The sequence below is a fragment of the Halomonas sp. A3H3 genome (assembly GCF_000982975.1).
In the GTDB taxonomy this organism is placed as follows: Bacteria; Pseudomonadota; Gammaproteobacteria; order Pseudomonadales; family Halomonadaceae; genus Vreelandella; species Vreelandella titanicae.
Genome location: NZ_HG423343.1, coordinates 1,827,940 through 1,843,480, shown reverse-complemented (window position 1 = coordinate 1,843,480; position 15,541 = coordinate 1,827,940). Strand labels below are relative to the sequence as shown.

16 protein-coding genes are annotated in these 15,541 nt (G+C 54.8%); 1 reads left to right on the top strand and 15 read right to left on the bottom strand.

Annotated elements, in window-relative coordinates; all coding sequences use genetic code 11:
* Positions 1-167: 167 nt before the first annotated feature.
* The 3 genes from glmU to HALA3H3_RS08115 are packed head-to-tail and all read right to left on the bottom strand — an operon-like array spanning position 168 to position 3,522.
* Entirely contained in the window at positions 168-1,538 is a 1,371-nt protein-coding gene (gene glmU / locus HALA3H3_RS08125) for a bifunctional UDP-N-acetylglucosamine diphosphorylase/glucosamine-1-phosphate N-acetyltransferase GlmU (protein ID WP_022521059.1), read from the bottom strand.
* Between the two features lies 1 nt (position 1,539).
* Complete coding sequence (locus tag HALA3H3_RS08120) at positions 1,540-2,709, bottom strand: FAD:protein FMN transferase (protein ID WP_022521058.1); 1,170 nt, start codon at positions 2,707-2,709, stop codon at positions 1,540-1,542.
* 12 nt (positions 2,710-2,721) lie between these two features.
* Positions 2,722-3,522, bottom strand: coding sequence for an undecaprenyl-diphosphate phosphatase (locus tag HALA3H3_RS08115; protein WP_022521057.1), 801 nt, complete (start codon positions 3,520-3,522; stop codon positions 2,722-2,724).
* Between the two features lie 217 nt (positions 3,523-3,739).
* On the opposite strand from HALA3H3_RS08115, the gene HALA3H3_RS08110 reads away from it, so the two are divergent.
* Positions 3,740-4,933, top strand: coding sequence for a cation diffusion facilitator family transporter (locus tag HALA3H3_RS08110; protein ID WP_022521056.1), 1,194 nt, complete (start codon positions 3,740-3,742; stop codon positions 4,931-4,933).
* A 26-nt stretch (positions 4,934-4,959) separates the two neighbouring features.
* On the opposite strand, the gene mgtE is transcribed toward HALA3H3_RS08110, so the two are convergent.
* From mgtE to HALA3H3_RS08050, 12 genes are all read right to left on the bottom strand, one after another.
* Positions 4,960-6,342, bottom strand: coding sequence for a magnesium transporter (gene mgtE, locus HALA3H3_RS08105; protein ID WP_009286337.1), 1,383 nt, complete (start codon positions 6,340-6,342; stop codon positions 4,960-4,962).
* 173 nt (positions 6,343-6,515) lie between these two features.
* Complete coding sequence (locus HALA3H3_RS08100; RefSeq protein ID WP_022521055.1) at positions 6,516-6,944, bottom strand: F0F1 ATP synthase subunit epsilon; 429 nt, start codon at positions 6,942-6,944, stop codon at positions 6,516-6,518.
* A 24-nt stretch (positions 6,945-6,968) separates the two neighbouring features.
* Entirely contained in the window at positions 6,969-8,348 is a 1,380-nt protein-coding gene (gene atpD, locus HALA3H3_RS08095) for a F0F1 ATP synthase subunit beta (RefSeq protein WP_022521054.1), read from the bottom strand.
* 73 nt (positions 8,349-8,421) lie between these two features.
* The gene (atpG, locus tag HALA3H3_RS08090; RefSeq protein WP_009286339.1) at positions 8,422-9,309 is read right to left on the bottom strand and encodes a F0F1 ATP synthase subunit gamma; all 888 of its coding nucleotides are present in this window, start codon (positions 9,307-9,309) and stop codon (positions 8,422-8,424) included.
* Positions 9,310-9,377: 68 nt separating this feature from the next.
* On the bottom strand, positions 9,378-10,922 hold the full coding sequence (gene atpA, locus HALA3H3_RS08085; RefSeq protein ID WP_009286340.1) for a F0F1 ATP synthase subunit alpha: 1,545 nt from the start codon (positions 10,920-10,922) through the stop codon (positions 9,378-9,380).
* A gap of 16 nt (positions 10,923-10,938) precedes the next feature.
* The gene (locus HALA3H3_RS08080) at positions 10,939-11,475 is read right to left on the bottom strand and encodes a F0F1 ATP synthase subunit delta (protein WP_022521053.1); all 537 of its coding nucleotides are present in this window, start codon (positions 11,473-11,475) and stop codon (positions 10,939-10,941) included.
* A gap of 11 nt (positions 11,476-11,486) precedes the next feature.
* The gene (locus HALA3H3_RS08075) at positions 11,487-11,957 is read right to left on the bottom strand and encodes a F0F1 ATP synthase subunit B (protein WP_022521052.1); all 471 of its coding nucleotides are present in this window, start codon (positions 11,955-11,957) and stop codon (positions 11,487-11,489) included.
* A 76-nt stretch (positions 11,958-12,033) separates the two neighbouring features.
* The gene (gene atpE, locus HALA3H3_RS08070) at positions 12,034-12,261 is read right to left on the bottom strand and encodes a F0F1 ATP synthase subunit C (protein ID WP_022521051.1); all 228 of its coding nucleotides are present in this window, start codon (positions 12,259-12,261) and stop codon (positions 12,034-12,036) included.
* 76 nt (positions 12,262-12,337) lie between these two features.
* The gene (gene atpB / locus HALA3H3_RS08065; protein ID WP_009286341.1) at positions 12,338-13,165 is read right to left on the bottom strand and encodes a F0F1 ATP synthase subunit A; all 828 of its coding nucleotides are present in this window, start codon (positions 13,163-13,165) and stop codon (positions 12,338-12,340) included.
* 32 nt (positions 13,166-13,197) lie between these two features.
* A complete protein-coding gene (locus tag HALA3H3_RS08060; protein WP_022521050.1) occupies positions 13,198-13,590 on the bottom strand; it encodes an ATP synthase subunit I in 393 nt (130 codons plus the stop codon).
* Between the two features lie 205 nt (positions 13,591-13,795).
* Positions 13,796-14,725 carry a ParB/RepB/Spo0J family partition protein gene (locus tag HALA3H3_RS08055; protein WP_009286342.1) on the bottom strand — a complete coding sequence of 310 codons (930 nt, stop codon included), beginning with the start codon at positions 14,723-14,725 and terminating at the stop codon, positions 13,796-13,798.
* A gap of 15 nt (positions 14,726-14,740) precedes the next feature.
* Positions 14,741-15,508 carry a ParA family protein gene (locus HALA3H3_RS08050; protein WP_009286343.1) on the bottom strand — a complete coding sequence of 256 codons (768 nt, stop codon included), beginning with the start codon at positions 15,506-15,508 and terminating at the stop codon, positions 14,741-14,743.
* Positions 15,509-15,541 lie beyond the last annotated feature (33 nt).

Here is a 15,541-nt window from a genome sequence, read left to right as displayed (position 1 = left end):
ACCAGAGCTCTTCACAAACGCTACTCGACCAACCCGCTGAACGGTAGAACGACGACCATTGATTCTAAATACGTCTTTTTAATGATTCTTAGCACCATTTAAAAACGATTTTAAGCGCTGTTTTAAGGACTGACTCAAGAGCCCTCTTTAATTGCTTCCTTCCCGCCCTATGGCTTTGTCACTTTACTGGGACGCAGCCAATCAATTTTTTCTAGCTGACGGCCTCGCGTAACGGCCAACGCATAGTCGGTGACATCTTTAGCAATCGTAGACCCAGCCCCTATGGTAGCGCCTTTGCCTACTGAAACAGGTGCGACCAAGGCGGTGTTCGAGCCGATGAAGGCGTTATCACCAATATCGGTGTGGTGCTTGTTAGCGCCGTCGTAGTTACAGGTGATCGTGCCTGCCCCCACGTTCACGTCACGCCCCAATCGGGCATCACCGACGTAGCTTAAGTGATTAATCTTACTGCCCTCACCAACATCGGCGTTTTTGGTTTCAACGAAATTGCCCACCTTGGCTTTTACTGCTAGCCGCGTGCCGGGGCGAAGTCGCGCAAAGGGGCCAACCTGGTTCAGACCAGCTGCCACGGTGCCGTCTATCACGCTGTGGGGCTCTATCACGCTCTCTGCACCAATGGTGCTGTTTTTGATCACGCAGTAGGGGCCAATGCGCACACCCTCGCCTAGTTCCACCTCGCCTTCAAATACACAACCCACGTCGATAAACACATCGTGACCGCAGGTCAAACGTCCGCGCACATCGAGCCGTTCGGGGTCGGCAAGTGCCACTCCTTGTGCCATTAACTTATCGGCCAACTGGCGTTGATAAACGCGCTCCAAGCGAGCCATTTGCGCTCGATTATTAACCCCTTCCACTTCAACGGCGGAGGCCGGTTGGGCAGTGCATACCTTGATGCCTTCCGCTGCGGCCATGGCAATTACATCGGTCAGGTAGTACTCACCCTGGGCATTTTCTGCGGAGAGCTGCGGTAACCAGCGTTTAAGCTGGGCACTCGTCATGGCCATAATACCGGTATTGCATTCGGTAATCGCAAGCTCGGCACTGCTGGCATCTTTTTGCTCAACAATCGCCACTGCTTCGCCTGCGTCGTCACGCACAATTCGCCCATAGCCCGAGGGGTCAGCTAGCGTTACCGTCAACAGCCCCATGTGCTGCTCATCCACATGGGCCAACAGCTCGCTCAGGGATTCCCGCTGCAGCAGCGGTACATCGCCGTAAAGGATTAACACCTTACCGCTCCCTAACTGCTCGAGCGCTTGCGCCACCGCGTGTCCGGTGCCCTTCTGCTCGGCCTGAACGGCAAACTTTACAGGCTTTTCTGCCAGCACTTCGCGCAGTTGGTCAGCGCCATGACCAATAACGACATGGGTGCGATCCGGCTGCAACCCTGAAGCGGTATCCAGCACGTGCTGCACCATTGGCTTGCCGGCCAAGGGATGCAGCACTTTAGGAATTTGTGAACGCATCCGCGTGCCTTTACCCGCGGCGAGAATGACAATATCCAGTTCTTGCATACTATTCACCTATTACTGATGGGTCAGCGGGCGCCGGGCTGTCTGTGGCGGGGCTGTTGGTCGCTGGGGCTCGTCGTTGTTCAATGCCCAACTCATTAACCAGTGTTTCCCCAAAATAATTAACAAATTCCGGGCTAGCAATGCTGCGCCACTGCTCGCCATCACGCACGAGCAAAAGCACTTTAAGGTTATTCTCAATGGCCAGTTGCATCGCCTCCTGTTCGCCAACCACCAGTAGCGCCGTCGCCCAGGCATCTGCCCAGGCATTGGAGGGATGGAAAACAGACACCGAGGCAAGCTGGTGGGTCACCGGCCGCCCCGTGCGCGGATCAATGGTGTGGGAAAAGCGCTGGCCATCCACTTCAAAATAGTTGCGGTAATCACCCGAGGTGGCCACCGACATACTCTCTAACGGGATAATATGCTGAGCACGCTGCTGGCCATTTTCAGGCACCTCAATGCCAACCTGCCAGGGCGTTTGTTCTTCCTCATCACGCAGGCCGCGGGCGATCAGTTCTCCTCCAATATTGACTAAGTAGTGCTCCAGCCCCTGCTGTTCCAGGTAAGCAGCTACGCGGTCAGTTCCATGGCCTTTGGCCACGCCGGAAAGGTCGACAAACACATCGCGGGTACGCCGCGCCTGCATATTTTGGGTGTCGATTTCTAGCGCATCAATGCCTACCTGGGCAAGCTCCTCGGACAGGGCATCGTCAGAAGGGACGGTTTCAGGCCGTGCACCGGGGCCAAAGCTCCATAAATTGACCAGGTCGCCTACAGTAATATCAAAAGCGCCGTGGCTGGCTTCCGCGACGGATTGGCTAATCGCAAGCACGTCAATAAGCTCATTGGAGAGCGGCTGCCACTCATCTAAAGGCGCTTCGTTGAAGGCGATCAGCTCCGAGTCATCCCGGTAGGTCGACATCGCCTGATCAACGCTCTCCAGCTCTGCTTTAAAGCCCTCTTCCAATTCAAGAGACTCGCCCTGAGTAAGCGGATCCATAATGGTCACCTGGTAGAAGGTGCCGAAAATATTGCCATCAAAGCGTACCGGTGGTTCCAGCGGTCGATCACTCTCTGAGCAGCCTGCCACGCCTAACCCCAAGCCCAGCAGTGAGCCCGTTACGATCAGTGCACGTCCCCACCTTGCTGTGCGTTCAACAGCCTTTTTCATCGTTGCTTTATCCTAAAAATAAAAGAACCACAGCAGCCAGGCGCCGAACAGCACGCGATAAATCACAAAGGGCTGCATTCCCAATTTTTTTATAACCACCAGAAAGTAGTGAATACACAAATACGCGCTTATTCCCGATAACAAGGTGCCCGCCAACATCGCGATCCAATCAATCGACTGTGGAGCGCTAAACAGCCCTACTGCTTCTAGGCCACCTGCCAGCACAATCACCGGGATTGATAGTAAGAAAGAGAAGCGCGAGGCGCCTTCTCGGTTCATGCCCACCATCAGCGCCGCGGTAATGGTAATCCCCGAGCGCGAGGTTCCTGGGATGAGTGCTAGCGCCTGGGCACCGCCAATAATCAGCACATCCTTCAAACGCAGTTGGTACTCGCTGCGCGTCCCCTCTTTACGCCAATCGGCATACCCCAACAATAGCCCGAAACCAATTAAACTGAAGCCGATAATCAGCGTAGAGCGCATCAAATGAGAAATAACATCGTGCAGTAGTAAACCAATAAGCCCCACCGGGATGGTTGCTAACGTCACCCATAAAGCCAGTCGTGCGTCTTCGTTCACTCCTTTGCCGCTAAGCGCAGCCAAGCTGCTAATGACCATCTGCCAAATTTCCTGCCGGAAATAGATAATCACCGCGGAGAGGCTGCCTAAATGTAGGGCAACATCAAAGGCTAGGCCTTGATCTTGCCACTCTGTCAGCACAGGCACCAAGATTAGGTGGGCAGAGCTTGAAACGGGTAAAAATTCTGACACTCCCTGAACAACCGCTAACACCACCACCTGGAGCCAATCCATAAAAAAATCCTGTGCATAGAAACAATTTAATGGTTGCAATGGCGCTTAAGGATACACATCCACCTATTCGTTGTCCGCCATTGCCTTTGCTGAGACTAGCCACCACTGACACACAAAGGTATCGTTTCACAGCCTGAAAGCAGTGGAGGCTATAGAGGATATAAGGAGTGCGCTACAATAGGCGTCTATTGAATGCGTGCGTCCTTGCAAGGTACCCATGACTCAGACCATCGATACGCCAGTGGTTCACGACCAAGCGCGACTTAGCCAAGAGGCCAAGCGCGTTACCTACATCGGAGCATGGCTGGATGCCCTGTTGAGCATCGTCAAAGTCGCGATCGGTTTTATGGTCGGCTCAGCGGCGTTGATTGCCGACGGCATTCACTCCCTATCAGACTTAGTCACCGACGGCTTTGTCCTGGCGGCCATTCACTATGGGCGTCAGGAGCCCGATAAAGACCACCACTACGGCCACGGCCGTATCGAAACCCTGACGACCCTGCTGCTGGGAAGCGTACTGATTTTCGTGGCTGGCGCGATTGCCTGGTCGAGCCTGGATCGCCTGTTTAGCGGCGCCGACGTTAACGCCCCTGGCGCGCTGGCAATCGTGATTACTGTCATCGCGCTGTTTAGCAAAGAGTGGATTTTTCGCTACACCATGCGGGTTGCCAAGCGGGTAAAGTCAAAGTTACTCGAAGCCAACGCCTGGCACTCGCGCAGTGATGCATTATCCACTGCCGTGGTGTTAGTAGCCTTGGTGGGCGCCCAGTTTGGTTTGGGTTGGCTGGATGCCGTGGCCGCCATCATTGTGGGTTTATTAGTCGGCAAGGTAGGTTTGGACTTGCTGTGGGAGTCGGCGCGGGAATTGGTGGATACCGCGCTACCAGAGGACGTACAGGATCAGATGCACGATGTTGCCTGCAGCGTTCCGGGTGTGGATAGTGTTCACGATCTGCGTACCAGGCAATCCGCCGGCTGGGTAATGGTCGACCTACACGTGGTGGTCGGGCCGAAGATTACCGTGTCGGAAGCCCACGAAATAGGTAATGAAGTCAGCCGTCGCCTACGCCATGAGTTTCCCGCACTCACCGATGTGATATTCCACGTTGACCCCGAAGACGACGCCGGGGCGGGTGATCCTAGCCGCCTTCCCGGCCTTCCACTCCGCCCTGAAGTAGAGGCTGCCCTGGATGCACGCTGGTACAAGCACCCTGTGTGGCGCACCCTGAACGAGCTCCAGTTGCACTACTTGGACGATAAGGTGTCGGTATCATTGATCATTGATGACGCAGTGCATCAGCCGCCCCAGTGCCTCGCTAGCCAACTAAAAGCGCTGGCTAGCGATATCGAGTGGCTCGGCCACGTCGAGGTGCTGTTTATCACCCGCGCCGCCAGTAGCTCGATGCGCTAGAGCCTCTACCCGCTGGTTGTTTCCTCTTATAACCCTGTCAACAGCAGTGTGGCGATGCTGAAGTAGATCACCACCCCGGAAGCATCAATAAGCGTGGTCACCAGCGGTGCCGATGCCGTGGCAGGGTCGACCTTAAAGCGCTCGAGTACGAACGGCAGGCACATCCCCAACAGGCTGCCAAACAGCACGATGGTCACCATGCTCAAGGCGACCACCATTGCCAGCTCTTCTCCCCCGCGCATAATGCCAATAGGCGTTACCGCGATGGCCATGGTGATACCCAGTGACCCGGCGACAAGTAGCTCGCGGCCCAGTAGTTTGCCCCAATCTTTGACGCCAACGTCACCGGTCGCCATGCCGCGCACCATCAACGTGGCTGCCTGAGCCCCGGCGTTACCGCCACTACCGATCAATAACGGTAAAAAGAATACCAGCGCTACCTGGGCGGCAATGGTCTCTTCAAAATAGGCAATCCCGGCCCCCGAAAACAGATTGGCAAAGACCAGCAGTACCAGCCAGAACACGCGCTTACGGTAGAGGCTCCAGAGCTTCACACGGCTTACGCCATCTTCCAGTTGGCCGATCGACATCCCCTTGTGGAAATCCTCTGTCGCCTCGGATTCAGCGACATCCATCGCGTCATCGTGGGTCACTATACCGACCATGCGTTCATCGGCATCGATCACTGGCAGCGCCAACAAGTCATACTTCGCCACAATACGGGCGACATCTTCCTGGGCACTATCAACCCGTGTACTGATGACATCCTTGATCATAATGTCATCAACAATGGCGCCGGGGCGTGCCACCATAAGCTGACGCAGCGACATGGTACCGATCAGTTGTCCGTCGCTATCCAGGATATACAGCTGATAGACCGTTTCCGCGTCGGGAGCGGTCTGGCGTACCCTCATCATCGCCTGCGACACCGTCATGCCACTGGCTATGGAGACATAGTCAGAGGTCATGATGGCGCCGGCGGTACCCTCTTCGTAGCTGGCAAGCCGCTTCAGGTCTTCTCGCTCGCGGTGAGCCATGCGACGCAGCAGTGCCTCACGACGGTCTTCGTTGAGAAGATTGAACAGATCGGCACGTTCGTCCGACCCCATTTCTTCGAGCAGCTTGAGAACCTGGCTGTCATCCAGCTTTCCTACCACCTCGAGCTGGCTCTCCCCAGGCAAATAGCCCAGCACATTGGCTGCCCGTTCCGCAGAAAGAATATCCAGAAGGGCGAGCGCCGCAGGCAGCTCTTCGTCATCCTCGATCATCTCTTCGAGCACTTCACCGATATCCGCAGAGCGGGTTTCGGCCAATCGCAAAGAGAGCACCGATTTACTGGGCACTTCCTTGCCCAACTCGTCGAGCAGCTCGGCTTTTAATTCCTGTAGGCTTTCATCATTCAGTGCCATGATTCTCCCCCCTTGCGCTTACAAGCGTCGTGCTGCCGAGCTAATCCATCACCCAGCCCATTCTACTGACCAAACTCATCATACTTACTTATTTGACTGCCAAACAAAAAAACGCCCCTTAAACCCTGGTAGCGGGTTTAAGGGGCGTTGGACACACGCCAAGTGCGTGAGTGTTAGCCTTTACCCGCCTTTTTACGCAGCTGCTGAATCGTTCGCAGCTGTGCAACGGCTTCGGCAAGTTCAGCGGCAGCACGAGTATAATCGAGCTCCGATGACTTCTCATTAAAGGCTCTCAGCGCCTGCTGACGCGCTTCTTCGGCAGCGGCCTCGTTGAGGTCGCTGGCACGTGATGCAGAGTCGGCCAGAATCGTCACGACATTCGGCTGGACTTCCATGAAGCCCCCCGAGACAAAGAAGTTCTCTTCCTTGCCGCCATCGTGAATCACGCGTACCGGACCCGGCTGAAGCTCGGTCAGCAGCGGGGCGTGACCCGGCAAAACACCCAGGTCACCTATAATCCCGGAAGCAATCACCTGCTCAACGGTACCTGAGAAGATCGATGCTTCAGCGCTGACGATATTGCAAGTAAAGCTATTCGCCATAGCGAATCCCCCTAATGGACGGGATTACTTCTTCATCTGGTTGGCTTTCTCGACGGCTTCGTCGATGGAGCCGACCATATAGAAGGCCTGTTCCGGCATATCGTCGTATTCGCCAGCAAGAATGCCCTGGAAGCCACTGATGGTGTCTTTCAGTGAGACATACTTACCTGGTGAACCGGTAAATACTTCGGCCACGAAGAACGGCTGCGACAAGAAGCGCTGGATTTTACGCGCCCGGGAAACGGCCAACTTGTCTTCGTCAGACAGCTCGTCCATACCCAGAATGGCGATAATATCCTTAAGCTCTTTGTAGCGTTGAAGAACGTTCTGCACACCACGAGCGGTGGCGTAGTGCTCTTCACCGACGACCAGCGGATCCAACTGACGTGAGGTGGAGTCCAACGGATCGATCGCCGGATAGATACCCAGCTCGGCGATAGAACGTGCCAATACCACGGTAGCATCCAGGTGCGAGAAGGTGGTCGCCGGCGACGGGTCGGTCAAGTCATCCGCAGGTACGTAAACGGCCTGTACGGAGGTGATTGAGCCGGTTTTCGTCGAGGTAATACGCTCCTGCAGAACGCCCATCTCTTCAGCCAGCGTAGGCTGATAACCTACCGCTGATGGCATACGACCCAAAAGTGCCGATACTTCGGTACCCGCCAGGGTGTAACGGTAGATGTTATCGACGAACAGTAGAACGTCGCGGCCTTCATCACGGAATTTCTCGGCAATGGTCAGGCCGGTCAACGCTACGCGCAGACGGTTACCCGGAGGCTCGTTCATCTGACCATAAACCAGCGATACCTTATCGATAACGTTGGATTCAGTCATTTCGTGATAGAAGTCGTTACCCTCACGCGTACGCTCACCAACACCGGCGAATACAGAGTAGCCACTGTGCTCGGTGGCGATGTTGCGGATAAGCTCCATCATGTTAACGGTCTTACCGACACCGGCGCCGCCGAATAGGCCAACTTTACCACCCTTAGCGAACGGGCAGACCAAGTCGATAACCTTGATACCGGTTTCCAGCAGCTCGTTAGAAGCTGCTTGGTCGGCATAGCTCGGTGCTTTACGGTGGATCGGCATACGCTCTTGCTCACCGATCGGTCCCGCTTCGTCGATCGGTTCGCCGAGTACGTTCATAATACGGCCCAGCGTTTCCTTACCTACCGGTACGGAAATGGCGGCACCTGTGCTGGTCACGTCCATGCCACGCTTCAAGCCCTCAGTGGAGCCCATGGCGATGGTGCGCACCACGCCGTCGCCCAGCTGCTGCTGGACTTCGAGGATGGTCCCAACATCGGAGACCTTCAGCGCGTCGTAGACCTTGGGCACAGAGTCCCGCGGAAACTCTACGTCAATCACCGCGCCGATGATTTGTACGATACGTCCGCTCATCTTGGTTCCTCTCTAAAACCTGCAAATGAAACCTGTCTGCCGGGAGTCGCTTAAATAGTCGACTCCCTAGGCGTTATACGGCAGCAGCGCCGCCGACGATCTCAGAAATTTCCTGGGTGATGGCGGCCTGACGGGCCTTGTTGTAGACCATCTCCAGATCGTCGATAAGGCCGCCTGCGTTGTCAGTGGCACTTTTCATAGCGATCATTCGGGCGGCTTGTTCACAAGCGCCGTTTTCCACTACCGCCTGATACACCTGCGATTCGATGAAACGAACCAGCAGGCTATCGAGCAACGCCTTGGCATCCGGTTCATACAGGTAGTCCCAGCTTCCGGGACGGGCGTTTTCGTCGTCTTGCTCAGCGTCTGCGCCCATATCAGGCGACAGCGGAAGAAGCTGACGAACCACTGGCTTTTGGGTCATGGTGTTAACAAACTCGTTGTGCACCACGTAAAGCCGGTCGAGACGTCCTTCATCGTACGCTTCGAGCATGACCTTAATACTGCCAATCAGACCTTCAACGGTCGGGGCTTCGCCTAAACCACTCTTCGCCGCCACCAAATTGCCACCGTAGTTGCGGAAAAAGGTGCTGGCCTTAGCGCCCAAAGCGCAAAAATCCTGCTCTGCGCCCTGCTTTTTCCACTCGCTGGCCTGTTTGAGCAAGGCTTTGAAGAGGTTGTGGTTCAAGCCACCGCACAGACCACGGTCTGTAGAGACCACAATGTAACCAACGCGCTTAACCTCGCTACGCTCGACCATATAGTCGTGCCTGTACTCGGGGTTCGCATCGGCAATGTGGCCGACCACATTGCGGATCTGCTTAGCGTAAGGCTGACTAGCTCTCATCAGATCTTGCGCTTTACGCATTTTAGATGCAGCCACCATTTCCATGGCGCTGGTGATCTTCTGCGTATTTTTAATGCTCCCGATCTGGGTGCGTATCTCTTTTGCAGCTGCCATAGCGATCTACCCTTCGTTCGTGGCTCTCAGAAAGCATGCAAACCCGTCCATCACAGACGGGCTAAACATTACCAGCTCTGAGTCGCCTTGAACTTCTCGAGACCCGACTTCAAGCTGTCTTGAATCTCACCATTGTAGTCGCCGCTCTGGTTGATCTTGTCGAGTAGATCAGCGTGCTCAGACTTCATGTAGTCGTGCAAGGCACGCTCGAAGTCCAGCACCTTGTTCACTTCGACATCATCCAGGAAGCCTTCGTTGGCGGCATACAGCGACAGCGCCATTTCAGCGATCGACATCGGCGAGTACTGGTTCTGCTTCATCAGCTCGGTGACACGTTGGCCGTGCTCAAGCTGCTTACGCGTGGCTTCGTCAAGATCAGAGGCAAACTGCGAGAACGCCGCCAGTTCACGGTACTGAGCCAGCGCCAGACGGACACTACCGCCGAGCTTCTTGATGATTTTGGTCTGCGCCGAACCACCTACACGAGAAACCGATAGACCGGCGTTAATCGCCGGACGAATACCCGAGTTAAACAGGTTGGTTTCCAGGAAGATCTGACCATCGGTGATCGAGATCACGTTGGTCGGTACAAACGCGGAGACGTCGCCGCCCTGGGTTTCGATGATCGGCAGCGCGGTCAAGGAACCGGTTTTGCCTTTCACTTCGCCGTTGGTGAACTTCTCAACGTAGTCGACATTAACTCGTGCAGCACGCTCAAGTAGACGCGAGTGGAGATAGAACACGTCACCAGGATAGGCTTCACGACCCGGCGGGCGACGCAGCAGCAGCGATACCTGGCGGTAGGCGACGGCCTGCTTGGAGAGGTCGTCATACACAATCAGCGCGTTCTCGCCGCGGTCGCGGAAGTATTCGCCCATGGTGCAGCCAGAGTAAGCGGCCAGGAACTGCATGGGAGCCGGATCGGCAGCGCCAGCGGCGACGACGATGGTGTGCTCCATGGCGCCGTGCTCTTCAAGCTTGCGTACCACGTTGGCAATGGTCGACTGCTTCTGGCCAATCGCCACGTAGACACAGGTCACGCCTTTGCCTTTCTGGTTGATGATCGCATCAATGGCAATGGCGGACTTACCGATTTGACGGTCACCGATGATCAGCTCACGCTGACCACGACCGATCGGCACCATGGCATCGATCGATTTCAGACCGGTTTGAATCGGCTCATCGACGGACTGACGGGTAATAACGCCCGGCGCCACTTTCTCAACGGCGTCGGTCATGGTGGTGTTAATGTCGCCTTTACCATCAATGGGGTTACCCAGCGCATCGACCACACGACCAATCAGCTCAGGGCCTACCGGCACTTCGAGAATACGACCGGTACACTTGGCGGTCATGCCCTCTTCGAGCTGCAGGTAGTCACCCAGCACTACGGCACCCACGGAGTCACGCTCCAGGTTGAGTACCATGCCAAAGATGCTGTTGGGGAATTCGATCATTTCACCAAACATCGCGTCTTCGAGGCCGTGAATTTTCACGATACCGTCGGAAACGGTGACGATGGTGCCCTGATTATGGGCTTCGGATGCGACGTCAAGCTTTTCAATTCGCTGCTTGATGATGTCGCTGATCTCGGAAGGATTCAGTTGCTGCATGCCATGTCCCTCAGACTCAAGCGGTTAGCGCTTCGGAAAGGCGGTTCAATCGACCACGTACGGAGCCGTCAATAACGGTATCGCCAGCACGCAGGATGACACCGCCAATAAGCGACTTGTCCACCTGAGTAGTAATAGAGATTTCGCGATTCAGACGTTTCTTAAGCGCGTTCGCTAGTTTGGTCTTCTGCTTACTATCTAACTTGTAAGCAGAGGTGACGTTCACTTCAACCCGCTGCTCGTGTTCAGCACGCAGGTGCTCGAACTGATCAGCAATGGAGGCCAACGCCATCAGGCGGCCCTGGTCAGCCAAAACAGTCAAAAATCGCTGTAAAGCCTCATCCTGTTGCTCAGGAATAAGCTCGACAAGCAGCGACACTTTTTGCTCGCTGTCTAATTTGGGACTGCTTAGCCGATGGCGCACGACGTCATCTGCTACCGCAACACTTAAAAAACTCAGCGCTTGTGACCAGCTATCAAGCGCCTCATGATCACGCGCGTATTCAAACGCTGCCTTAGCGTAAGGACGAGCGACGGTAAGTAATTCCGCCATGGTTCACCTCCTTACAGTTCAGCAGCAAGCTCATCGAGTAACTTGCGATGGGCTTGTTCGTCGACCGACGCTTCAAGAACACGCTCGGCACCCATAACGGCGAGATAAGAGACCTGGGCACGAAGTTCATCCTTAGCGCGATTCACTTCTTGCTCAATCTCGGAACGTGCACTCGCTACTAGGCGTTCGCCTTCGGCGCGGGCCTGTTCGCGGGCTTCTTCAACTATCTGGGCAGAGCGTTTGTTGGCCTGCTCAAGAATCTGAGAAGCTTGCTCCTTGCTTTCGCGCAGCGTCTGCTCCGCCCGCTCTTGAGCAAGCTCAAGATCACGGTTAGCACGGCTGGCTGCATCCAAGCCATCAGCAATTTTTTTCTGACGCTCATGAAGCGCGTTGCTGATCGGAGGCCACACATACTTTAAGCAAAACCAGACAAAGATCGCGAAGGCGATCGTCTGCCCGATTAGCGTCATGTTGATATTCACAGGAATGTACCTCTGACAAGTTCGTGGCGACCGGAGTGAAACAAAACCGAGCGCTTAACGCTCGGCTGAGCTGTCATTAACCGGCAACAACGAAGATCAGGTACATTGCGATACCAACACCGATCATCGGAACGGCATCCAACAGACCTGCCATTAGGAAGGTTTTGGTTTGCAGCTGGTCGCCCAGTTCAGGCTGACGCGCTGTAGATTCCAGCAGCTTACCACCCAAAATAGCGAAGCCAATGCCGGTACCTAGAGCGCCGAGACCGATCATGATGGAAGCGGCAATGTAGATAAGTTCCATGGTAATGCTCCTAGTTTTTCAAGTTAAAGGTCGAGGGTTGAGGTTAAGGGTTAATGTGTTTCAAGCATTGCTCGGATTAGTGATGCTCGTGTGCAGCGCTTAGATACACCACGGACAGCACTGTAAAGATGAAAGCTTGTAGTACGACGATCAAAATATGGAAAATGGCCCACGGCACATCCAGCACCCAGATAGCCCAGAACGGCAGCATGGCGATCAAAATAAAGATCACTTCGCCGGCAAACATGTTGCCGAACAGACGCATCGCCAAACTAAACGGTTTAACCAGCAGCGCGACAATTTCCAGCAGGAGGTTAAAGGGAATCAGCGCCCAGTGGTTAAACGGGGTCAATGACAGCTCTTTGGCGAAACCACCCACGCCTTTAACCTTAAAGCTGTAGTAAAGGATCAGTCCGAATACCCCTAATGCCAAACCCAGCGTGGCGTTCACATCGGTGGTGGGGACAATTTTCATGTAGTCCACGCCCAGCTTGCTGAACAGCACGGGGAAGTAGTCGACCGGAATAATTTTGAGCGTGTTCATGAACAGAATCCACACGAACAACGTCAACGCGAGGGGGGCGATGATCGGGTTATGCCCTTTAAATGTCCCCTTGATCATGTCCTCGACAAACTCTACGACCATCTCAACGGCATTTTGCAGACCACTGGGTACTCCCGTGGTGGCCATTTTGCCCGCTTTGCGGAAAATCCAGATAAACAGCAACCCCATGGCAATCGACCAGCCCATGGTATCCAGGTGAATGGCCCAAAAGCCCATTTCACTTGCTTCTTCTGCTGAATGCGCCAGCGACCAGCCGTTCTCAGGATGATTGCCAAAGGTCAAATTCTGCAAGTGGTGCTGGATATAGTAAGTCGTTGAGACTTCGTTTCCTGCGGCCATGGATGTGTCACCTCAATCAGTTGTGCAATTTTCTAGGCATTAGCGTTTTTTGGCATTAACCAAGGCGTAAGCCAATGCGTTAGAACAACTGCAACATAAGCATAAAAAAAGAAAGTAGGGTTTGAGGGGGGCGCTGCCACGAACACTGCAACAAACAGTGCCACCGTCAAACCAAACTTGCCTGCCTCGGCGCGAAACAGGCGCATCGCTGCCTTTGAAGGGCTACTCGCGCGTAAAACCCCCATTCGTTTGATAAAAAAGGCGTGCGGTAATAAGGCTACCAGCGCCCCTTTAAAAACCGATGACACGCCTTCTAAATCGGCGACTAGATAGGCGGCCAACATACCAACGAAGGTGATCATCAGTTGCGCGATCGTGAGCCGAACGATGTAGGCTTTTCGACGCTGGGTTTCGTATCGCTGCATACCGGCCCAGCCTCACTGATAAAAACCAATACCTCGACCAGCTAATAGCTAGACAAACCAAGGCAACCTGCACAAATCTTGCGCGATTATAGGGAAGCGCTATCACACCTTCAACCGAAGTCGCACCGATTTTGCCCGCTTAAGGGCTGATTTGCGACCAAAGGGGGAAAACGTGTGCGCTTCTTACGTGATATTGAATAGCCTGCTATTTAATATGATTCAAGATGCCATCCAATTCTTCGAGGCTGGTATAACGTATCGTTAACTTACCTTTGCCTTTTTGACCATGATCAATGGAGACAGGCGCACCGAGCAGTTCGCCAAGATGTGTTTCAAGCTTGGCCACATCGGGCTGCTTGCTTTGACGGTTAGGCGTTTTGGTTGGTGTTTGGCTGGTTTGGACTTTTTTCACCAGCGCTTCGGTGGCCCGCACCGTCATATCGTTATTGACCACCTCATGAGCCACCTGCCGCTGCTGGGTGCTGTTCAGCGTCAGCAAAGCTCTTGCGTGGCCCATATCCAGGTCACCCCGTTCGAGTAGGGTTTGCACTTCCGGATCTAGCGCCAGCAGGCGCAACAGGTTGGCTACCTGGGTGCGCGATTTACCCACTGCGTCGGCAATCTGCTGCTGGGTAAGCTCAAACTCTTCGCCCAGGCGCTTGAGCGCCATGGCTTCTTCGATGGCGTTGAGGTTTTCACGCTGAATGTTTTCGATCAGCGCCAGCGCCAGGGCAACTTCATCGCTGACTTCCCGGATCACCGCCGGGATAACGTCCAGCTCAGCAAGTTGGGCTGCCCGCCAGCGACGCTCACCGGCAATAATTTCGTAGCGATCCACGCCAATTGGACGCACGACGATGGGCTGCATCACGCCCTGGGCGCGAATGGAGTCTGCCAGCTCTTCTAGCGCTTCGGGCTGAATATCCCGGCGCGGCTGATATTTACCTCGCGTTAATTGCCCTAACGGCAGACGTTCAAGGCGATCTTCGCTAACGTCATCGGCCGCGGCACTACGCGCGGCGTCAGAAAGCTCCAACGGGGTGCCGCTACCGGCAAGTTCTAAGCTGTCACGGCGACGGGCACCGGCACCAATCAGGGCATCCAGGCCACGTCCCAGCGCGGGTTTACGCGTCATTCGCTTTTCCTCATTTTATAACGCTAGGCGACGAATCATCTCTTTCGCCAACACACGATAGGCCTGGCTACCACGGGAGAACCGGGCATATTGCGTAACGGGTAATCCGTGGCTCGGCGCTTCGGCAACTTTGACGTTGCGAGGAATGGTCGTTTTCAACAGCATGTCGCCAAAATAGTCACGCAACTGCTTATCCACTTCCCGCGTTAAGCTGGTGCGCTTGTCATACATAGTGCGCAAAATGCCCGCAATGGCAAGATCAGGATTCACATTTTGCTTAATCTGCTCAACGGTATCGAGCAGGGCCGACAGCCCCTCCAGGGCGTAAAATTCGCACTGAAGAGGGATCAGCACGCTATCGGAAGCCGTTAATGCATTCACGGTTAGCATGTTCAAAGAGGGCGGGCAGTCGATCAACACTACGTCATAGGCATCCGAGACCGAAGCTAGTGCGTTGGTTAAGCAGCTCTCGCTTTTATCGCGATCTAGCAGCTCGACTTCGGCGGCGGTGAGATCACCGTTACCCGGCAGTACGTCGTACTTGACCGCCAGCTTTTTGACAATCGTATCAGCGGCCGTTGCTTCGCCCAGTAGAACGTCAAGCACGCTTTTATCGAGCTCGTATTTATCGATGCCGCTGCCCATGCTGGCATGGCCTTGGGGGTCAAGATCCACCAGCAGTACGCGACGGTCGAGCGCAGCGAGACTGGCCGCCAGGTTAACGGCCGAGGTGGTCTTGCCCACGCCGCCTTTTTGGTTGGTCAGGGCAATGATCTGGCTCACTTACTCAACTCCTTCTGGGGGTCAGAATCAACG

Coding starts and splice junctions, on each gene's coding strand:
- glmU (WP_022521059.1), bottom strand. CDS start 1,538: ATGCAAGAACTGGATATTGTCATTCTCGCCGCGGGTAAAGGCACGCGG.
- HALA3H3_RS08120 (WP_022521058.1), bottom strand. CDS start 2,709: ATGAAAAAGGCTGTTGAACGCACAGCAAGGTGGGGACGTGCACTGATC.
- HALA3H3_RS08115 (WP_022521057.1), bottom strand. CDS start 3,522: ATGGATTGGCTCCAGGTGGTGGTGTTAGCGGTTGTTCAGGGAGTGTCA.
- HALA3H3_RS08110 (WP_022521056.1), top strand. CDS start 3,740: ATGACTCAGACCATCGATACGCCAGTGGTTCACGACCAAGCGCGACTT.
- mgtE (WP_009286337.1), bottom strand. CDS start 6,342: ATGGCACTGAATGATGAAAGCCTACAGGAATTAAAAGCCGAGCTGCTC.
- HALA3H3_RS08100 (WP_022521055.1), bottom strand. CDS start 6,944: ATGGCGAATAGCTTTACTTGCAATATCGTCAGCGCTGAAGCATCGATC.
- atpD (WP_022521054.1), bottom strand. CDS start 8,348: ATGAGCGGACGTATCGTACAAATCATCGGCGCGGTGATTGACGTAGAG.
- atpG (WP_009286339.1), bottom strand. CDS start 9,309: ATGGCAGCTGCAAAAGAGATACGCACCCAGATCGGGAGCATTAAAAAT.
- atpA (WP_009286340.1), bottom strand. CDS start 10,922: ATGCAGCAACTGAATCCTTCCGAGATCAGCGACATCATCAAGCAGCGA.
- HALA3H3_RS08080 (WP_022521053.1), bottom strand. CDS start 11,475: ATGGCGGAATTACTTACCGTCGCTCGTCCTTACGCTAAGGCAGCGTTT.
- atpE (WP_022521051.1), bottom strand. CDS start 12,261: ATGGAACTTATCTACATTGCCGCTTCCATCATGATCGGTCTCGGCGCT.
- atpB (WP_009286341.1), bottom strand. CDS start 13,165: ATGGCCGCAGGAAACGAAGTCTCAACGACTTACTATATCCAGCACCAC.
- HALA3H3_RS08060 (WP_022521050.1), bottom strand. CDS start 13,590: ATGCAGCGATACGAAACCCAGCGTCGAAAAGCCTACATCGTTCGGCTC.
- HALA3H3_RS08055 (WP_009286342.1), bottom strand. CDS start 14,725: ATGACGCGTAAACCCGCGCTGGGACGTGGCCTGGATGCCCTGATTGGT.